The sequence below is a fragment of the Chryseobacterium vrystaatense genome (assembly GCF_000737765.1).
Lineage (GTDB): Bacteria > Bacteroidota > Bacteroidia > Flavobacteriales > Weeksellaceae > Chryseobacterium > Chryseobacterium vrystaatense.
Map to the genome: position 1 here is coordinate 451649 of NZ_JPRI01000001.1, position 20276 is coordinate 471924.

The 20276-nt window shown below is 38.9% G+C and carries 14 protein-coding genes; 6 read left to right on the forward strand and 8 right to left on the reverse strand.

Translation table 11 applies throughout. The annotated features are described in order from the left end of the window. Positions 1 to 13: 13 nt before the first annotated feature. The 8 genes from IW16_RS26025 to IW16_RS02110 all read right to left on the reverse strand — a co-directional run bounded on the left by IW16_RS26025 (position 14) and on the right by IW16_RS02110 (position 14704). Positions 14 to 2428, reverse strand: a complete 2415-nt coding sequence (locus tag IW16_RS26025; RefSeq protein ID WP_084694482.1) for an endo-beta-N-acetylglucosaminidase H — start codon at positions 2426 to 2428, stop codon at positions 14 to 16. A gap of 51 nt (positions 2429 to 2479) precedes the next feature. Next, entirely contained in the window at positions 2480 to 3907 is a 1428-nt protein-coding gene (locus IW16_RS02080) for a glycoside hydrolase family 125 protein (protein ID WP_034739210.1), read from the reverse strand. Between the two features lie 32 nt (positions 3908 to 3939). Beyond that, on the reverse strand, positions 3940 to 6174 hold the full coding sequence (locus IW16_RS02085) for a GH92 family glycosyl hydrolase (RefSeq protein WP_034740484.1): 2235 nt from the start codon (positions 6172 to 6174) through the stop codon (positions 3940 to 3942). 129 nt (positions 6175 to 6303) lie between these two features. Then, on the reverse strand, positions 6304 to 7275 hold the full coding sequence (locus IW16_RS02090) for a glycoside hydrolase family 130 protein (RefSeq protein WP_034739212.1): 972 nt from the start codon (positions 7273 to 7275) through the stop codon (positions 6304 to 6306). 41 nt (positions 7276 to 7316) lie between these two features. After that, positions 7317 to 8603 carry an MFS transporter gene (locus tag IW16_RS02095; protein ID WP_034739214.1) on the reverse strand — a complete coding sequence of 429 codons (1287 nt, stop codon included), beginning with the start codon at positions 8601 to 8603 and terminating at the stop codon, positions 7317 to 7319. A 190-nt stretch (positions 8604 to 8793) separates the two neighbouring features. Next, on the reverse strand, positions 8794 to 10431 hold the full coding sequence (locus tag IW16_RS02100) for a SusD/RagB family nutrient-binding outer membrane lipoprotein (RefSeq protein WP_034739216.1): 1638 nt from the start codon (positions 10429 to 10431) through the stop codon (positions 8794 to 8796). Between the two features lie 15 nt (positions 10432 to 10446). Further along, positions 10447 to 13407: a SusC/RagA family TonB-linked outer membrane protein gene (locus IW16_RS02105; protein ID WP_083536092.1), complete on the reverse strand. Its 2961-nt coding sequence runs from the start codon at positions 13405 to 13407 to the stop codon at positions 10447 to 10449. Between the two features lie 418 nt (positions 13408 to 13825). After that, positions 13826 to 14704, reverse strand: coding sequence for an AraC family transcriptional regulator (locus tag IW16_RS02110; RefSeq protein WP_034739217.1), 879 nt, complete (start codon positions 14702 to 14704; stop codon positions 13826 to 13828). Between the two features lie 254 nt (positions 14705 to 14958). On the opposite strand from IW16_RS02110, the gene IW16_RS02115 reads away from it, so the two are divergent. The 6 genes from IW16_RS02115 (at position 14959) to fabF (ending at position 20228) form a co-directional block, all read left to right on the forward strand. Beyond that, positions 14959 to 15825, forward strand: a complete 867-nt coding sequence (locus tag IW16_RS02115; protein ID WP_034739218.1) for a helix-turn-helix domain-containing protein — start codon at positions 14959 to 14961, stop codon at positions 15823 to 15825. Between the two features lie 88 nt (positions 15826 to 15913). Further along, the gene (locus tag IW16_RS02120; protein WP_034739219.1) at positions 15914 to 16330 is read left to right on the forward strand and encodes an OsmC family protein; all 417 of its coding nucleotides are present in this window, start codon (positions 15914 to 15916) and stop codon (positions 16328 to 16330) included. Positions 16331 to 16661: 331 nt separating this feature from the next. After that, positions 16662 to 17267 carry a TetR/AcrR family transcriptional regulator gene (locus IW16_RS02125; RefSeq protein ID WP_034739220.1) on the forward strand — a complete coding sequence of 202 codons (606 nt, stop codon included), beginning with the start codon at positions 16662 to 16664 and terminating at the stop codon, positions 17265 to 17267. Between the two features lie 9 nt (positions 17268 to 17276). Further along, a complete protein-coding gene (locus IW16_RS02130) occupies positions 17277 to 18545 on the forward strand; it encodes an acetyl-CoA C-acetyltransferase (protein ID WP_034739222.1) in 1269 nt (422 codons plus the stop codon). A 10-nt stretch (positions 18546 to 18555) separates the two neighbouring features. Further along, entirely contained in the window at positions 18556 to 18981 is a 426-nt protein-coding gene (locus tag IW16_RS02135) for a PaaI family thioesterase (RefSeq protein ID WP_034739224.1), read from the forward strand. 2 nt (positions 18982 to 18983) lie between these two features. After that, positions 18984 to 20228: a beta-ketoacyl-ACP synthase II gene (fabF, locus tag IW16_RS02140; RefSeq protein ID WP_034739225.1), complete on the forward strand. Its 1245-nt coding sequence runs from the start codon at positions 18984 to 18986 to the stop codon at positions 20226 to 20228. The last annotated feature ends 48 nt before the right edge of the window (positions 20229 to 20276 follow it).

The window sequence follows — 20276 nt, forward strand, 5'->3', positions numbered from 1 at the left end:
GAGGATTAAGCTTTTATTCTATGATTATCTTTCCAGAAGATTTTATGGTACTGTCTTTTGAATTTATTTTATAGATATAAGTTCCTGTGGATAAATTCTGTGTATTGATGATCACATCATTTCTTTCAATTTTCTGATTGACTATTAATTTCCCCGCCATATCGTATAATACGATCTCACCTGCAGAGCTGTCTTTGATTGTAAAATGAATATTATTTCCCTTCTTAACAGGGTTCGGATATACATTCATTACTCCATTTTTGTCCGAAGCAATATCTTTTGTGGACAGTCCTGCTGCACAGGCTACATCTGTATTCCAGTTCGTATTTGACATATTGATCAGCGTTGCAAAGTGGGTATTGGCTGTTGTATCCAAAGCTCCGTTTCCGCTACCTTCATTCATTTTCCAGTTGGCTTCAAGTCCTAACGCGGTAGCTGGTACATTACAGTTGTTGGCCAAAATTTCTGTAGCGGTCAACGCTCTTTTCCATACTCTGAATTCATCCAGGAATCCATTAAGGGTACGGGAGTTGTCATAATTTCGGGCAAGATATAGAATACCATTGGCGGTAAAATTACCTGTCACCGGAACACTTGCATCCAAAACGCCATTTACATAGAGCTTCATAGCAGAACCGTCATAAGTCGCGGCTATATGATACCATGCGTTAGTATTAAAAGCTGTCACACTGTTAAGCTTTACCTGAGCAGTTCCAAAACTTAATATAAACTGCAGTTTATTATTGGCCAGATTTCCATCACCAAATCTCAGCATGGCAGAGTTACTGTCTCCTACTTCAATACCCATTACGGATGAGATAAAAGGAAAACCGGGCTTGAATGCATTTACTTTTACCCAGCCTTCAAAGCTCACTGCATTTCCGCTCAGGTTAAACTGTCCTGCATTCAGATAATGGGTACTCCCATTGAAAGAAAGTGATCTTGCACCAAGGCTTTGTACCGGGGCAAATCCACTGTTGAATGCTGACTCCGCTGAATATACGCTGGTATTTGTACCCCCACATACAGCCTGAACTTTCCATACATAATTTGTATTTCCCGTTAAAGCTGGTAGTGTATAAGAGTTCATGGCAATATTTTGAACTTCAGTCCAGACTGTCGCTGCTGCTGTTTTATATTGTAAGTTATAAGCAGAAGCACCAGCTACTGCATCCCATGATACTTTTGTTGTTGTTCCCAGATAACTTTCAGACTTCAGAGCAGATGGGGTTCCACATGCACTGCCGGAATTAAAACGGGGAGCAAACAGATAAGTACTCTTTATCGTTGCTGAGCAGTTGGTCTGGATTCTCCAGTCATAGTCTGTATTCAAGGTCAGACTGTTGATCGTGATATTATTCCCTGAATAATTAGCAGCTGCGTTTACCCATGAGGTTGAATTCGCTGGTTTATAATCAATATTATAAGTTTGGCTGCCATTTCCTGTCCAGTTTAGTTTAGCCGAAGTTCCTGTGGTATTTGTTACTTCAAGTCCCAGAGGCGGATCACAGGCATCCCCCTGAGTCCATGAGTACAACTGACCGGTAAGCAGTGTATTTTCGTTGTAAAGAATATTGGATCCTGTACTTAGGTAGTTAGCGTTGTTGGCTCCATTAAGATCATACCACATAAACACCCCATACCCGTCATTTTTGGTATTGGTGGCAAGCGTAGAAAGTGTTGCAACAGAAGTTGACTGAGGATTACTGTTCTGGATCCATGTAGCAGCTGCCGAAAGCTTTGAATTATTAAGTGGTGGTACTACAGGAGCGTCATACGTTCCATAATACGGATTCCAGGCGTAATTGATATAATTTCCAGCAGCATCACCATTGTAGCTCTGTCTTGTTGTTGCCGGACCTATATAATAAAAAGTGATCAGTTTGTCAGGCATTGCCAGTTTTAGCTCCTGCAACAGCATCACAAAAGAACTGCTATTAGGCTGTCCCGTCCCGTTGTTTCCATAGCCTGCATATTCGTCATCCAGATCTACTCCATCCAATCCGTAAGTGTAGACTGTGTGGGCAATCTGCAAGGCAAAATCACGTGCTGCTTCACGGTTCGGGAAATTGGAGATTCCAGCGCCCTGATGATTTCCTAAAATATCCAGTAATACTTTAATTCCTTTCTGTTGTAAAGGTCTTACATAAGTATCAACATTGTTCAGAACCTTTGTTACATTATTATTATTGGAAATGTAAGCTCTGCTTTTAGAAACATCATAGTTGATGTTGGCTGCAAAAATAATAGCAACATCAAAAAGCTGTCTGTTGGTATTCTGTAATGTATAAGATCCTGCATTCAGCATATTGCTGTTATTTACCTCAACATAGCATATTCCTACAGGATTAAGCTGTTGTGCCTGAAGCACGGATGCTGCCTGAATGACCATGAAGATCAGGGAAGCAAAAATGGATTTTTTTCTCATAGTATAGTTTGTTTTTGTTGTTTTTAATGGGTAGAACACAGTCTGAAGGCTCTATGTCAACAGGTCCTGATTTTCGTTAAAGGTCTTCCACAGCAGTTCCCCGAACAGAGTATTTGCCCATGCAAACCATTCTCTGGTAAATTTTTTGGAATCATCTTTATGGAAAGATTCATGCATAAAACCTGTTCCACCGTGGGTTTTCTGTAAAGTATCTATACACCATTTGATCTCATTCCTGTCCTTGGTGGTAAGGGCTTTCATAATGATACTCATAGGCCAGATCATGTCAAGACCAATGTGCGGACCGCCAATTCCTTCGGCTAATTTTCCTTTGAAGAAGAATGGATTGTTTTCGGACCAAATGTATTTTCTTGTATTAAGATAGACCGGATCATCTGCTTTTACAGCATCCAGATATGGAAGTCCCAAAAGACTTGGACAGTTGGCATCATCCATTAAGTTATAACTTCCAAAACCATTGGTTTCAAAAGCATAAATCTTTCCGTATTCAGGGTGATCATAGATTCCATATTTTTTGATGGCTGCATCTACCTCATCGGCCAGACTATTTAACTGCTGAGCGAGTTGTTTTTCATTCTTTATCTGTGACACCATCTCTGCTGCCTGTCTTAAACTTACAACTGCAAATAAATTGGAAGGAATCAGGAAGGCATAGATCGTTGCATCATCGCTCGGACGGAACATCGAATTGATAAGTCCCACAGGTTTTGTAGGATAGCCATAACCACCCATCGGAATTCCGTCTGTAGCCCATGCTGTTGTACGCTCAAATTGGTACGGTCCTAAACCTGTTTTTCTCTGCTGTTCGATGAAGGTCTGCAAAGTAAGTTTGATTCCCTGTAGCCAATTGTTGTCAAAAGGCTTGGTATCCCCTGTTGCCTTCCAGAAATGGTAAGCCAGACGGATCGGATAGCAAAGTGAGTCTATTTCCCATTTTCTCTCATGAATCCCCGGTTTCATGTCAGTATGGTCGTATTCTTTCCACTTGCTTATTTTATTGTTGTCGTTATAAAAAGCGTTGGCATAAGGATCTTTAAGAATAAATTCTGTCTGTTTATGAATAACTCCGGAGATCAGTTTGTGAAGTTTCTCATCTTTCCTGGAAAACTGCAGGTATGGAAAAACCTGCGCAGAACTGTCGCGAAGCCACATGGCATCAATATCTCCTGTAATAACGTAAGTATCCGGAGTTCCATTTATTTCTTTATAGAAAACGGTGGTATCTAAGGTATTGGGAAAGCAGTTTTCAAAAAGCCACGACAGCTCTTTATTCTTCACTTTCTTTTTAAAAGCAGCAATGGCACTTTCTACCGTTTCACTGGTAAAATGTCTTTTATCTTTGGGAACACGTACGACAGGGAAATCTTCTATACTTAATGTTTTAGCAAAAACATTTTGAGTAAACAATAATCCTGCTCCTGCAATTGCACTTGTCTTTATAAACTTTCTCCTTTCCATTATACTTTTATATTTCGTTATTTTTTATTGACCTATTTCACTGGTTTACTACCCATTACAAATTTCAGCTCGCCACCATTCATGATGTCACTGTGGCTGATTTCCCAGCTTTTAAATTCTTTTCCGTTTAAAAATGTCTTCTGAACGTAGATGTTTTTATCAGATATTTTATCTGCTTTCACTGTGAAGGTTTTTCCGTTTTCCAGCTGTAAGGATACTTTTGGAAACTGTGGGGCACCAATCGCATAGACAGGTTTGCCTGGAGTTACCGGATAAAATCCTAATGATGAAAAAATATACCACGCTGACATCTGACCACAGTCTTCATTATTGACAATCCCATCTGGTTTTGCGGCGTACATATTGTCACGGATGTATTTGATCATTTTCTGGGTTTTGTAAGGAGCTCCTGCATAATTATAAAGATAAGGAACATGATGTCCCGGCTCATCACCAAATCCCAGAGAACCTATGAATCCGGAAATATCCACGTGTTGTTCGCCTTCCATTTTAAGTGCTTCGCTAAAGGTCTTATCCAGTTTCTCTTCAAAGCCTTTCTTTCCTCCATACAGTTTCATCATCTCGTCGATCTGATGGGGTACGAAGAAATCATAGGCCCATATATTTCCGGAAACCCAATGCGGCTGCAGTTTTTTCCAGTCGTTCAACGTGAAATCCGGAAGAAATTCTCCATTTTTCTGTTTTGGCCAGAAATGATTATTTTCTTTGTTAAATGTATTAAGGAAGCTCATGGAACGTTTCTTATAGACTTCTGCCTCTTCTTTCTTACCCAGCTTTTCGGCTAGCTGCTGAATACACCAATCATCGTACGCATATTCCAAAGTTGCAGAAACTGAAGCTCCGTTTTCTGATGGAGTGTATCCTAATTTAATATAATCATTAAGACCTCCTCCCCCGTCGCTGCTGCTCATTTTATCTGTTAAAGAAGCATCTTTCATCGCAGCAAATGCTTTCTCCTCATCGATTCCCGGTACTCCCTTGGAAATGGCATCCCAGATTACCGATACACTGTGATAGCCCAACATACAAAAATTATCGTACCCACAGAGTTCCCAGATCGGCATATGGTCTTTACGGTCTGTATACCTGCTGATCAGAGAATTGGCAAATTCTTTTGTATGTTTCTGATCCATAATGGTCAGCAGAGGATGTGTTGCCCTGAATCCGTCCCAGTAAGAATAGGTACTGTAATTGGTAAACCATTTGGTATTCATGTTTTCTTCAGCGGCCACATAATCTCCATTGGTGTCCATATAAAGATTAGGAGCAATAAAGGTATGATACACTCCGGTGTAGAATGTCTTTCGCTGATCATCGGTTCCGCCTGTTACCTGAAATCTGCTGATAAGATCTCGCCATGTATTCTGAGCAGTTTCTTTAGCTTTCGCAAAATCGACGTTCTTTGCTTCTGCATCAAAGTTTTCCTGGGCACCTTCGGTACTTACGGGAGATATAGAAACCTTCACTTCAATGCTTTCATTCTCTTCAGTTGAAAATCTCACAAAAGCTTTGGCATCTTTAGCTAGAGCTATTTTTTCATTCTCTTTTATTTTGCCTTCTGAATAAGTTCCATAAGATTTAAAAGGTTTTGAAAATTCCATCACGAAATAAGCAAATCTTTTTCCTCCCCAGCCATTGCTGTAACAGTAACCTTTGATTTTATTATTTCCTTCCACACTTACGAGAGTATGGTAAATATTTCCGAAAATTTTGTTGGTAGGATCAACGATCACATTGGATTCTTCACTCTTCGGGAATGTGTATTTGTGAAAGCCTACTCTTGGTGAAGCAGTAAGCTCAGCTTTGATTCCGTAACTGTCCAGCATGACAGAATAGTAGCCTGGTGATGCCGTTTCTTTTTCATGACTGAACGTTGAACGGTAACCGGTTTCCGGCTTTTCTTCTGACCCCGGAAGCATCTTTATTTTCCCGACCGTTGGCATTATTAAAATATCTCCAAGATCTGCCCAGCCTGTTCCGCTGAGATGATTATGACTGAAGCCCATGATGGTTTTACTGCTGTAATGATACCCAGAACACCAGTCCCAGTCGCCACTCTTGGTATTCTGATCCGGACTGAGCTGGATCATCCCAAATGGCGTTGTCGCCCCGGGAAATGTATGACCGTGTCCACCTGTTCCAATGAAAGGATCTACCCACGAAAGAATGTCATTCTTCCGCTGCTGGGCATTTCCGGCATGAGAAAACAGGATCATTGATAAAAATATAAGCAGTTCTTTTTTCATAATCATAATACGGAAATCTTAAAAATTTTTCAAGATAGGAGTTTATTTAACAATATAAAAACCATAACAATGATTTCAACAAGCAGGAAAATAAAGTTAACCGGCATCTTTTATATATTTTTAATCCGCTTAAAGCGAATTCTTTTTCATAAAATCAATAATTTCAGAAATATATCCAAACGCAATAGCCACAACCGTGTCAGCTGCACCATAATAAACCGTTACCTTATCCCCTTCTGACAATGAAGCACACGGAAAAATCACATTGGGAACATCTCCCGTAAGCTCATACAATTCTGCGGGAGCCAATAAATAAGGTTTTGTTCGATACAATACTTTTGAAGGATCTTCAAGATCAAGCAATGAGGCTCCCATAGAATATCTGAAACCGCTGCACGTATTGATTACCCCATGGTAGAAAAGCAACCACCCTTCATCCGTTTTTATCGGAACCGGACCACCGCCTATTTTCGTACATTGCCAGGCACTATCTTCGAAAGGAGCAACTTTCATTACACAACGGTGTTCGCCCCAGTATTTCATATCAGGGCTGTAGCTGATATAGATATCTCCAAACGGAGTATGTCCATTATCACTTGGACGGCTTAGCATGGCATATTTACCATCTATTTTTTCAGGGAAAAGTACACCGTTTCTGTTAAAAGGCAGAAAAGCATTTTCGCACTGAAAAAACTCTTTAAAGTCAAAAGTATACCCTATTCCTATTGTTGGTCCGTTATATCCGTTACACCATGTAATCCAGTAGCGGTCTTCTATAAAGGCAACCCGGGGATCATATTTATAATCGGATTCTATCATATCCGTATTTCCGGCTTTCATGTCAATAGGATCATGATTGATATCCCAATTGACCCCATCCTTACTGAAGCCTGCAAAAATATTCATCTGCACAGCTTTATTATCGCAACGGAAAACACCTGCGAACCCATCTTCAAAGGGAACCACAGCGCTGTTAAAAATGCTGTTGGATGTCGGTATTGCATATCTGTTGATGATCGGATTTGCAGAGTAGCGCCACATAATATCACGGCTGTCTTCCGGACGATCCTGCCAAGGGATCTTTGCTGGTTGAAATGTCATAAAGTATTTTTACTTTTTGTTTAATGTATTTAATAATTGATTTAGTGTTCTTTTAATTTCTCAGGATGTGAGAACGGAACGAGAAGGGTTACAACAAAAGCCGGTATAGTAGCAATGAGAACCCAGATGAAAAACATTTTGTATCCTATCCAGTCACTGATCATCCCGCTGAACATTCCAGGAAGCATAACACCAAGGTTCATAATACCTGTTGCAAAAGCATAATGAGCTGTTTTATGTTCACCCGGTGCAATCTGCTGCATGATGTAAAGCATCAGCCCCACAAAACCGAATCCGTATCCAAAATATTCCACCACCACTGCGACACCTACCGGAAGCAGTTCCGTCGGTTGGAAGTAAGCCAGCAATGCATAGACTACAAATGGAATATTAAAAGCCGAACACAGCCAGATCAGAGATTTTTTTAATCCTCTTGCAGCAATGAAATAGCCTGCTAAAACAGATCCGAGAATAAACGCCGCTGAACCATATGTTCCATAAATAAGCCCAATATCAGACGTGGACAAACCTAATCCTCCTGAGCTTCTGGGTGCTTTGAAAAACAGGGGAGCAATTTTTATGGCAAATCCTTCTGCAAAACGATACAGGATAATGAACAGTACCGCCCACATGATATTCTTTTTTTTGAAGAAAGAAGTGATCACTTCCAACAGCTCCTTACGGATGTTTCCTGCTTTCCTTATTTCTTTTTCTTTTTTGTTTTCTTTAGGTAAAACAGCGTAGTGATATACTGCCAGAGCAAAAAACAGAAGACCATAAATTCCCATGATGATCATCCAGGCATTCACAACTCCTTTTGTTTTTTCTAAAACACCTGCAAAATAAACCAGCACTCCGCTGCTTATGATCTTAGCCAGGTTATAAAAAGCGCCCTGCCAGCCAATATATTTTGCCTGTTCTCTGTTTGTTAAAAAATTGATATACGTTCCATCTGCCGCAATATCATGAGTCGCACCACAAAATGCGACCACCGCAAAAAGAGCAATACTGTATTTGAAAAAATCCGGCAGAGGCAGCGTCAAGGCAACCAGAGCAAATAGAATCCCTATAGCAAACTGTGTAGCAACAACAAAGAACTTCTTTGTTTTATAAATCTCGAGAAAGGGGCTCCACAGAGGTTTTAAGGTCCAGGAAAACATAATAAGTGCTGTCCAGAATGTAATCTTGGAATCTGAAACTCCCATATCCTTGTACATAATTCCGGAAACTGCATTAATGGTCACAAAGGGTATTCCCATTGCAAAATATAATGTTGAGATCCAGAAGATCGGTTTTACAGAACGGAGTTCAGAGCTTTTGTTTTCCATATTCAAACTAAAAAAATTAAAGATAAAGAGAGCCTCTCAAAAGAGCCATTCCGGATTGAAACGAAACTAAAATTGAAGAATCCTGAAACTACGCTGTAAAAGATTTCTTCTACCGGAATGAAAAAAAACCAAATTAAATCTAACTTTTGAGACGGCCTCTATATCTTTATGATTGATCTGCTTAAAATTATTACTTTTTATCCCACCAAAGTTTGGTTCCTCCGGTATCAGGACCGCCTAATTGCTGAACCGCCTGTGCATAATTAAAAGTCGAATTTTTTGTATCATTGGTAAACGGAATTCGTCTAATCATCTGATCTGTATTAATTAATCCTCCGCTATCATTTTTTCTGACTTTGAATAAAACCGGATATCCGGTTCTTCTCTGTTCAGCCCATGCTTCAGGACCATCCGGATAAAGCGCCAGCCACTTTTGAGTGATAATTCTTTCAAGTTTCTTTTCGTTAGAATCACTGTTGTTCCAGGCAATTGTAATCGTACTTAACTGCGAATCTCCAGCAAGTATATTGTTATTTGCATTTTTAGGGTCAATATAGGGAGCTTCGGTAGAAACACCATCCGCAAGATAAGCAGCTACATCAGAACTTTTACCCCATTCTCCAAAAGACTGACCGACACCAGCCTGATAATCAGCCTGTGCATCACCTGCACCTGAATAACCTTTCAAAGCTGCTTCAGCTTTTAAAAACCAGGTTTCAGCGGCAGTAAACAATTTAAATTTTCCATTTACACCGGAAAAATAATCTCCACTGGCTGCTCTTGCTGCCGGTTGAGAATAACCGCCATATGTAGGCTGTCCATTTATTAAATCAATACCTTGACGTATTCCTATATATTGAGGTTTACCGTTGATATAGGTTGCCGGATCAGTTGCAGGGTTGGCATACGCAGAAAGTCTGGGATCTTTGAATCCATTCATATAGGCCATTATTGGTGCCCCTACAGAACAGTCACCCCACGAATAAATAATAAAGCTTAATTCGTGCTGTCCAACACTGATCAGTGCATTGTCTGCATTATCCGATATCAATCCAGCGGATGAGGCCAGCGCTTCTTCAGCATACTGTTTTGATTTTGCGGGATCAGCATAGCTCATACGCAAAGCCAATCTCAGTTTAAGAGAGTTGGCCAATTTTGCCCATTTGCCTATGTCTCCACCATAAATCAAGTCTGATTTTTTCACAACAGCTTTATCTTCTACATTTTGTGTTGCCGAAGTATTTTGTACTTTTTGGAAATCAGCGATGGCAATGGTAAGATCATGAATGAAATTGTTGTAAGCGTCCTGCTGAGAATCGAAATCTGTAATACCGTTTGAATTAGGGGTGTCATACTTGCTGTACACCACAGGTCCGTGACGATCTGAAACCCTTGCTGCCACAAGAACTTTTAATACTTTTTTCATCGCAAAAGTTGCTGTGAAATCTATCCCGTTATAATAGGATTTTGCAGCATTATCAATGACAATAGAATAATTAAAGGTGTCCTGCTGTCTTGCGATGATTCTATTGTTCCAGCCATCCATCATTAAATAAGTAAGATTATTGGTACCCCCATTAAATTGTGATGCTGTACTGAACATTCCACTGAACATATCTGCATTGAGGTTGGTCGCTAACTGATAATCTGCCTGAAAGCCTCTTTGTATCGCTTTCATAGGATCTGTAATCGCTGTAAAATCGGCATAAAAATTTTCCGGGCCTCCCACTTTTTGCTGATTAAACTCTTCAAAGTCTCCGATACAACTGGAGGCAGAAAAAAGCACTGCTACTCCAAGTATATATGTTTTAATATTAATTATTTTCATTTCAGTATTGTATATTTAGAAGTTAGCTTTTAATGATAATCCGATAGATCTGGTAATGGGTATACCAAAAGAATCCACTCCTACGCCTCCAGGTGTATTTCCTGAAACCTGTTCAGGATCAAACGGTGCTTTTTTATAAAAGAAAAATAGATTTGTTCCCACTATACTTACGGTTGCATTTTTCAGGTAAGTGGAGTTGATATCAAAAGTATAGGCTATAGACGCCTGACGCAGTCTTACAGTGGTTGCACTGTACATATAAGCTTCATCAATTCCTGCTCCTTCCTGGTTCGCTCCTACAGTTTTATAATAAGCTTTAGCATCGGTCAAGCCGGTGTATGCAGCTCCTGCATTCGGAGTTCCCGGTGCATATACAGCGTTCGGGATAGCTACTCCACCTGCATCTCTTGCAGAAGCGCTGTTCTGGCTTACCCCAAGCAGATCATTTGCTTTTTCTGTAAGAGACAGAACTTTGCCTCCGAATTTCCCATCAATCAGGAAAGAAATCCCCAATTTTCCTATGTTGAAAGAGTTGGCAAACCCTACCATAAATTTAGGATTCGGATTACCTAAATACCCGAGGTTTTTATCTGCTAAAGGCTTTCCATCAGCATCAACCAGAATTCTTCCCTGATCATCTCTCAGGAATTTAATCCCATAGATATCTCCGAAAGATCCGCCCAATTTAAGTTTGGTATAAGCGCCACCACCAGTAAGTTTAAGAAGCTGACTTTCCGGAACATTGATGCTGGATGGAAATAATTCTACAATTTTGTTTTTGTTGGTAGACCCATTTAAATTAGCCGTCCATCCGAATTTTTCTGAATCAAATATTTTATAGGACAGAGAAGATTCAAAACCTGTATTTTGTATCTTTCCAGCGTTTACATAATAGGAACCGGACGGTAAACCTCCTAAGTTAGAAGAAATATCAAGCGCCAAAAGCTGGTTGGAAGCATTTGAATTGTAATATGTAATGTCAAAACTTAAACGGTTTTTGAACAATCTTAACTCGGTACCGGCTTCAAACGTTTTATTGAGTTCCGGCTTTACAAATAATTCTTTGAAAGCAGGATCTGTCACAAGTGAATATTTAGGTTTTACAATCTGACCGGCATCCACATTATATCCGTAAACAGTATCATATAGATTGGTTGCAGTTGTTAAGTTGGGGGGTAATCCTAATCCTACAGTAGCGTAAGACCCTCTTATTTTCCAAAAATTAATGGTTTCAGGCAGTTTGAAGATGGAGGATAATACAGCATTAACCCCTACAGATTCATAATCGTACCCGTTCGTTCCTGTTAAAGCCAATGTAGAGTCCCAATCATTTCTAAAGGTCATATCTACATAAACCATATTCTTGTAGCCTAATGAAGCACTTGCAAAAACCGACTGTATTTGTTTTTTGGTACTGTAACTTATATTGTGAAACCCATCTCCTACAGCTCTGTCTACATTCCATAGCAGATTACTGACTGCAAACAAATTCGGAATCGCCAAATAAGCATTATCAATTTCAGTTACTGTATTCCTTGAGGTATTGATACTTCCCCCAACTGTAAAATCCAATGAAATATCATCGCTTAATTTTGGACTACCTACTAATAAAACATCACCATAAGTAGAAGTGTTTTCATATTTGTTTTGAAGAAGTCTTCCATTAATGCCGTTACTCGTTATAAGATTTGGATCTGAATATGCCGAGACCCCTCTTTGACTATCGGTAATATTCCAGCTATAATTCCCTCTTATTCTTGCAGATAACCAAGGATTGATCTGATAGGCCAGAGATAAAGCGGTATAGGTATTTTTGTTATTAACAGTAACTCTGTTTCTATTTAATATCCAGTAAGGATTTTGCGTTGCAGGATTTCCGTTGAATTTTCCGTCCGGTCCTACAGCCCACCAATTTTGACCGGGTAATAATCTCGATTTGTCTATATAAAAATAGTTGCTATCATTATATTGATCAAAATCTACTCCTCTTGGCAACCAATATAAGCTCACTAAAGGTGAAAAAGAAATACCCGGAGTCTGTCTGTTGATGCTGTTTTGTAAAGAGCCAATAAAATTAGCATCCAACGTTAACTTATCATTCAGATATTTGCTGGAATTTCTAAAAGAAACATTGTATTGATCGAAATAAGAAGAAGGAACAATCCCTTTATTCGTAGTATTTCCTATTGAGAAATAATTCGTTGATTTTTCGGTTCCTGACTGGAAAGAAAGGCTGTTCACCCATGTCGTTCCATTTTGCAGGAAATCTTTCAGGTGATCCTTGGAAGCACCTTTTGCACCCCAGCTTTCGTTGGAAACACCGGGAGCCTGACCAGAAACTGCAGGATCATAAGAAAGATAGGTATGCTGCAGTTTGGGAAGACTATAGGCCTGATCTACCGTCAGACTCGTATTATAAGTTATAGAGCTTCTTCCTAACTTCCCTTTTTTAGTGGTAATCAGGATCACCCCGTTGCCTCCCATAGAGCCATAAAGAGCAGAAGCCGAAGCCCCTTTTAAGAAGTTCATGCTTTCAATATCATCCGGATTGATGGAGCTTAAAACATCCCCCGCATCAGGCATGGTAGAATATTGGCTGGCCTCCGCAATCTTTCCTACTCCATTAATGATAGGTATGCCATCTATTACATACAGTGGCTGACTATTGTTGGCTGATTTATTCCCTCTCATTAAAACCCTAACCGAACTTCCTACACCGTTCGTTCTATTGATCTGTACGTTGGAAACTTTTCCACTGATAGAGTTTAAAAAATTAGGCGTCTTCACTTCGGTTAGCTCATCTCCGCTAATTTGCTGGCTGGAATACGTAAGCGCGCGGGCCTGCCTCTTGATCCCTAAAGATGTCACAACCACTTCTTCTATTTTGGTTGTATTAGCGGTATCTGCCTTTTTAGTTTCCTGTGCGTAAGCAGACAAAGAAAAAACTAATAAAACCGGTATAACAGTTTTTCTCATAAGGTTTAGTTTTATTAAGATTTATTTTGAGAATCAACCCTATCACTTTAAATGCTATTTATTATAAAACAATATTTATCTTCTATTTTCAACAACATTATGTTCTGCTTTCACTAAATAATTAAAGTTTTGTTAAGATTTAATTCATATTAGCAAATCTAAATTTTGTTAACAGTCAGATATAATGTTATTTTATCATAAAACGATATTATTTTTTCAGGTAATTTTAAATCACGGCAACTATCTACTGATTTTCAGAATAGTATAGGGATTGACGACTTTTAGATTTTCATCAGTTGATCATGACATTTTTTTAACACTTTTTGATTAAAAAGCATCTGATTTGCATAAAAAAAGATCCGGACAAAACAATCCGGATCTTGAACACACAATATGTATTTCCTTTATTTAAAACGAGTTACTCGATTTTTTTCACTCCTTTAAAAAGCTCTTTAAACTCAGTAGGTGTTGTTTTTTTGATTGATTTAAAAACCTTGTTGAAATTCGCTATATTATTAAAGCCAGCCTCAAAAGCAGTCTCAAAAACGGTGAGATTCTTCTCCATCAACCATCTTGCAGCATAGCTGATCCTTATTTCGTTGAGATAATTTACAAAAGTCTTACCCGTTCTTTTTTTGATGAATCTGTTAAAGGTTACGCTGCTCATATTGATCAGCGAGGCAGCATCATGAAGTGTTATTTTACTTTCAAAATTTTTATGAACAAAATCGTGCACAATCTTCATCTTATCATTATCCGCAAAGGTTTCTAGTTCTATGCTGTAGGAGGATAAAAGCGTTTTATCTTCGGCAATGGCCAGCTCGTTCAGAATTTTCATGATCTCTATAAAAGATTCGAAACTGTTCATTTTGGATAAGTTGAGAAAAGAGTCTTTTAATTTTTCTGCAGTTTCCTGAGAAAATAAAATCCCACGAATGGAATCCTTCATCAGGTTGCTTATGGGTTTGAGGATATTTTTATCCATCATAGACTGATTAAAGAAGTCCTGATTAAACTGCACGGTAATCTCATGCGTTTTCCGGTTTTTACATTTATGATTGGCCCAGCAGTGTGGCAGATTAGGCCCTACCAATACCAGCTCGATATCGCCGATCTCTCCGGTGTGATCCCCAATCATCCTGCGGTATCCTTTTCCTTTGCTTATAAAATTGATCTCGATTTCCGGATGATAATGATACGGAAAATCAAAAGATGCTTTTATCCGGTCAAATACAAGAAAACTGTCCTCAGGAGACAATGGAGTTATTTCTCTCAAAATATTCTCTAGCTTGCTCATCTAATCTTTGAAGAAATTAAAGTTATCATTCAATACAGTACTTTTTGCAAAATTGATAAAAAACCAATCAACTAATATATAATTTTTATTTTTTATTTACATTTTATTAAAAAAGTAAGGTTAAATTGAAAAACAATCCCGAAAATTAATAATAAGAACCATCTCAACCTTTAAAATATATCCTCCAGAAACTCACATCATTTATTAATCTAATCAAAAACTTCTTTTTTGTATCTTTAAGCTAAAGTAATTGTATGCAGCAGCAGCTTATTTTTGAGGATCACTATAAAAAACTCGGACTTGAAATGTTCTCAGAAGAAAATCTGAAGACAGTTAATGGTAATAAATTTAAATATGATATTAAAATACTTTTCATACCGGAAGGCTATCAGCTGACCATAGATTTTAATCATTATCAAGTTTCAAAACCTTCCTTATTTTTTCTCACCAGCCAACATCTGAAAATAGAAAAAGGAAAAGAGGAAGCCATATTGCTACATTACAATCGTGATTTTTACTGCATTCAGATTCACGATAAAGAAGTTGCCTGTGACGGACTTCTTTTTCATAATGTATTTGAGATTCCATTTGTAGAGCTTACTGATGAAGAGACTTCTGATATTAAAAACCTATTCCGACAAATAAAAGACGAACTGGAGTGGAAAGATTCTTCTGCTGAGGAAATGATCAGAACCTATGTAAAACAGATCATCATCCGCGCCACAAGAAACTGGAAGAAACAGCATCTGAATAATGGCAGCATAAAAATTCCCGGCAGCGAACTGGATGTCTTCAGGGATTTCAGCAGATATCTTGAAATACACTTTAGGGACAAGCATAACGTTGCAGATTATGCAGAGCTTCTTCATTTAGCCCCAAAAACATTAACGCATAAATTTAAAAGTCTGAATATAGAATCGCCCAATCAGTTTATCATTAACAGAATTTTGTTGGAAGCTAAAAGACTGCTTTTTTATACAGATAAACCTGTGAAAGAGATCGCCTATGATCTGGGTTACGAGGATCCGGCCTATTTTAACCGGCTTTTCACCAACAAAATAGGCAGTACTCCATCCAATTTTAAAAAAAATTACTCTTCGGGAAAAAAGTACAATATTTAATCCTTTTTATCTATTGAATGGAACTTATACCCCCTATATCTTTGTATCATCAAAATCAACATATTAAAAACAACAAAAAGCAAACATTATGAGACGTAACGCAACAGCCGTTTGGAACGGTAACATTAAAGAAGGTAACGGACATTTAACTACTCAAAGTACTACTTTAAACGAAACTCAATATTCTTTCAACAGCCGTTTCGCAGACGGAGTGGGAACCAATCCTGAAGAATTGCTTGCTGCAGCACACGCAGGATGTTTCACTATGAAACTGAGTGCTGAACTTTCACAGGCAGGTTTTACTCCTGAAGAATTAAAAACAACTTCTGTGATCACCCTTGATCCAAGTGTGGGAAAGATCACAAAATCTGAACTGACTTTGACAGCAAAAGTTCCGGGACTTTCTGAAGAGGATTTCCAGAAATATGCGAAAATAGCTGAAGAAGGATGTCCTGTAAGTGCAGCTTTTAATTTTGAAATTACGCTGAATGCTACTTTAGCATAATTATTTTCAAATTTCTTTATTTAGGCCATTAAGTTTTTTAAGATTAGGGAAAGTTAAGAGAATATCAAACGGTATCAGATCTAATGTTTTATATCCGTTCACCGATTCTTAATTATTCTTATCAGCTTAAAAATCTTAATGGTTTAATTCTTCACAGAAAACCGCTGATGTTCGAAAAACTCATGCGGTCTTCTTCAGCACACAGTTTTAAACTTTACATACACTTAAATGTTCAAAAGCTTTTGTGACTTTTGTGGTAAAAACAAATGGAATAATAAAATATACCAATCGGTATATTATTTGTATATTTGCATTGAAATTAAGTACTTCAATGTCAAAAGCAGAAAAGACCAGACAGTTTATCATAGAGAAAACAGCTCCATTGTTCAATACCAAAGGCTATATGTCTACGTCTTTATCTGATATCACAGAAGCGACAGGCCTTACCAAAGGAAGCATTTATGGAAATTTTGGCAATAAAGATGAGGTAGCACTCGAGGTTTATAAATACAACTCAAGTCTGCTGGCAAAGAATATGGCCAGATCTTTAGGGGAAGAATTTCCGACCATGATAGACAAATTACATGCGTTTGTCAGTTTTTACCGCAAAAACTGGAAAACAGTCTTTGAAAATGGAGGCTGTCCTTTAATGAATGCGGCCACAGAAGCTGATGATACATTTCCCAGTCTCAAAAAACAGGTTACTTTATCTTTTGAAGGCTGGATCAAAAAAATAGCTGATGTGATCACTCATGGAAAACAAAACGGAGAAATACAGCAACACATTAATCCTCATGAATACGGTTCTCTGTTTATCATGATCATAGAAGGCGGAATACTGCTTTCCAAAACAACAGAGAATGAAAAATATCTGCATCTTGCCTTAGACAGGATATTACTCATGATCGACAAAGAATTAAAAACACTTTCCTCATAAATTTTCAATATGGAAACAAAAAAAGTGGCTATCGTAGGATACAGCAGAATTCCTTTTGCCAGAATCAATACAGCCTACGCAGATCTGGACAATCAGGAACTTCTGGAAGCATCTCTTACCGGGCTGATCAACAAATACCATTTACAGGGTAAACTCCTTGGCGAAGTGGCTGGCGGTGCGGTGATCAAACACATTTCTGAGAGCAACCTCATCAGAGAAACAGTACTGAATACCTCGCTTGATCCTGCTACTCCTGCGTGCGATCTTCAGCAGGCATGTGATACAGGAATTGAAGCTGCTGTTTACATTGGGAATAAAATTGCACTGGGGCAGATTGAAAGCGGCATAGCCTGTGGTGTTGAGGCAATGAGCAACATTCCTTTTGAATCTGCACCCAGATTAAGAAAAGCTTTATTAAAAGCCAATAAAGAAAAATCAATATTTGGAAAACTAAAACAGTTACTGACTCCAAAGCTTAAAGACTGGATGCCTATCCCCTACAAAGGACAGGAACCCCAAACCGGTCTTGTCATGGGCGGACATACAGAAATCACCGCAAAATACTATCAGATATCCCGTGAAGAACAGGATCAGCTAGCTTTAAGAAGCCATCAGAATATGGCAAAAGCTTATGATGAAGGTTTTTTTGATGATATGGTCATTCCCGCTTTTGGATTAGATAAAGACAATAATCTCCGCAGAGACACCAGTATTGAAAAGCTTTCTCAGATAAAACCTGCTTTTGATAAAGAAAATGGAACTTTGACTGCCGGAAATTCAACGCCCTTTACCGATGGTGCTTCAGCAGTTTTAATGGCCAGTGAAGAATGGGCCCATGCGAATGGTCTTCCTATTTTAGCGTATGTCACTTTTTCGGAAGTAGCGGGCATAGAATATGTGGAAAACAAACAGAATCTTCTTTTGGCACCCGTTTTTGCCGCAGACCGAATGCTTCGAAAAGCAGGAATGAGTCTGGAAGATTTTGATTATTATGAAATTCATGAAGCTTTTGCCGCTCAGGTTCTTGCTACGATTAAGATCTGGGAAAATGACGATCTGGCAAAAAAATTCGGTCTGGAAAAAGCATTAGGGAAAATCGACAGAAATAAACTGAATGTAAAAGGCGGAAGTCTTGCCGCAGCCCATCCTTTTGCAGCTACAGGCGGAAGAATTATCGCCACACTTGCCAAACTGCTTCACGAAAAAGGAAGCGGAAAAGGATTCATCTCTATTTGTGCCGCACGCGGACAGGGTGTAACGATGATTTTAGAAAAGTAAAACAGAAGATATGAACAGACTAGCACAACTGCAGCAATTCATTGGAAAAGAATTTGATCAGTCACCTTCACCGTTTATGAAATGGCTGAACCCTATTGTGGTTTCTGCAGAAGAAGGACATCTGGAGTTTCAATATAAAGTGAGGCCGGAATGGCTCAATCCGATCGGAAATCTTCATGGAGGCGTCACGGCAGCCATCGTAGACGACATCATTGGAGCAACGATGTTCTCTCTGAACGAAAATTCTTTCATTACAACCATTAATAATGTGATCGATTATTTTTCAACTGCAAAAGAAAATGATAATATTGTAGCCGAAACGAAAATTATAAAAAGAGGCCGGCAGTTTGTCAATGCGCAATGCGAGATTTGGAACGCAGACAAAACAAGACTGATTGCCAGGGGAACCTCTAATCTATTCAAAATTAATAACTAGATATGAAAAGAGTTGTCATTACAGGACTGGGCGCCGTGACGCCTTTGGGGAACAATGTCGAAGATTTTTGGCAAAACAGTATTAACGGGGTTAGCGGAGCAGGTTTAATTACCCATTTTGATTCAGAAAAATTTAAAGTACACTTCGCCTGTGAAGTGAAAAACTTTGATCCGAAAGCACATCTTACCCACAACGAAATAAAAAGAAGCGACCTGTTTTCACAATACGCCATGTATGCTTCCAGTGAAGCGATTCAGGATTCAGGATTGGAACTGGAAAACATGGATCCGTTTGATACGGGAGTGATCTGGGGAACCGGACAGGGTGGCATGCTCACCTTTGAGACTGAGGTGATGAATTTTGCAGAAGGCGACGGGACACCAAGGTTTAATCCTTTTTTTGTTCCTAAGTTCATCGCCAATATGGCTTCGGGAATGATTTCTATGAAGTTTGGTCTTCAGGGAATCAACTACACCACTATTTCAGCCTGTGCAACGGGAAATACAGCATTAATGGATGCTTTCAACTATATCCGTCTTGGAAAAGCCAAAGTAATCATCAGCGGTGGTTCTGAAGCAGCAATTACACCTGCTTCTGTAGGAGGCTTCTCCATAATGAAGGCAATGTCTACCAGAAATGACGATTTTGCTACAGCTAGCCGTCCTTACGATACAGACAGAGACGGTTTTGTAATGGGTGAAGGCGCAGGAGCTCTTGTTCTTGAAGAATATGAACATGCTAAAGCGAGAGGCGCTAAAATTTACGCTGAACTAGCCGGTGCTGCTATGACAGCTGATGCCTATCACATGACGGCACCTCATCCGGATGGAGTCAGTGCAATAAAAGCAATGCAGCTGGCAATGAAAGAAGCAGGGGCTAATGTAGAGGATCTTGATTATCTTAACCCTCATGCTACTTCTACCCCACTTGGTGATCTGGTTGAACTTAAAGCCATCAGTAAATTATTCGGAGGAAGCAAAAACCTTGATATCAGTGCCACGAAATCTATGACGGGGCATTTATTAGGTGCTGCAGGTGCTGCGGAAGCCATCCTCTCTATCAAGGCTATAGAAAAAGGAATTATCCCTCCTACCATCAACCTTCATACGATCGATGAAAGTATTCCGAAGGATGTGAATATTGTCTTTGGAGAAGCTAAAGAAAAGAATATCAACTTTGCGTTGAGCAATGCCTTCGGATTCGGAGGACACAATGCGACATTGGTTTTCAAGAAGTTTAATAATTAATCGCGAAATAATAAAGACTGAATAAGTCTTAATAACAACAAAAAAGCA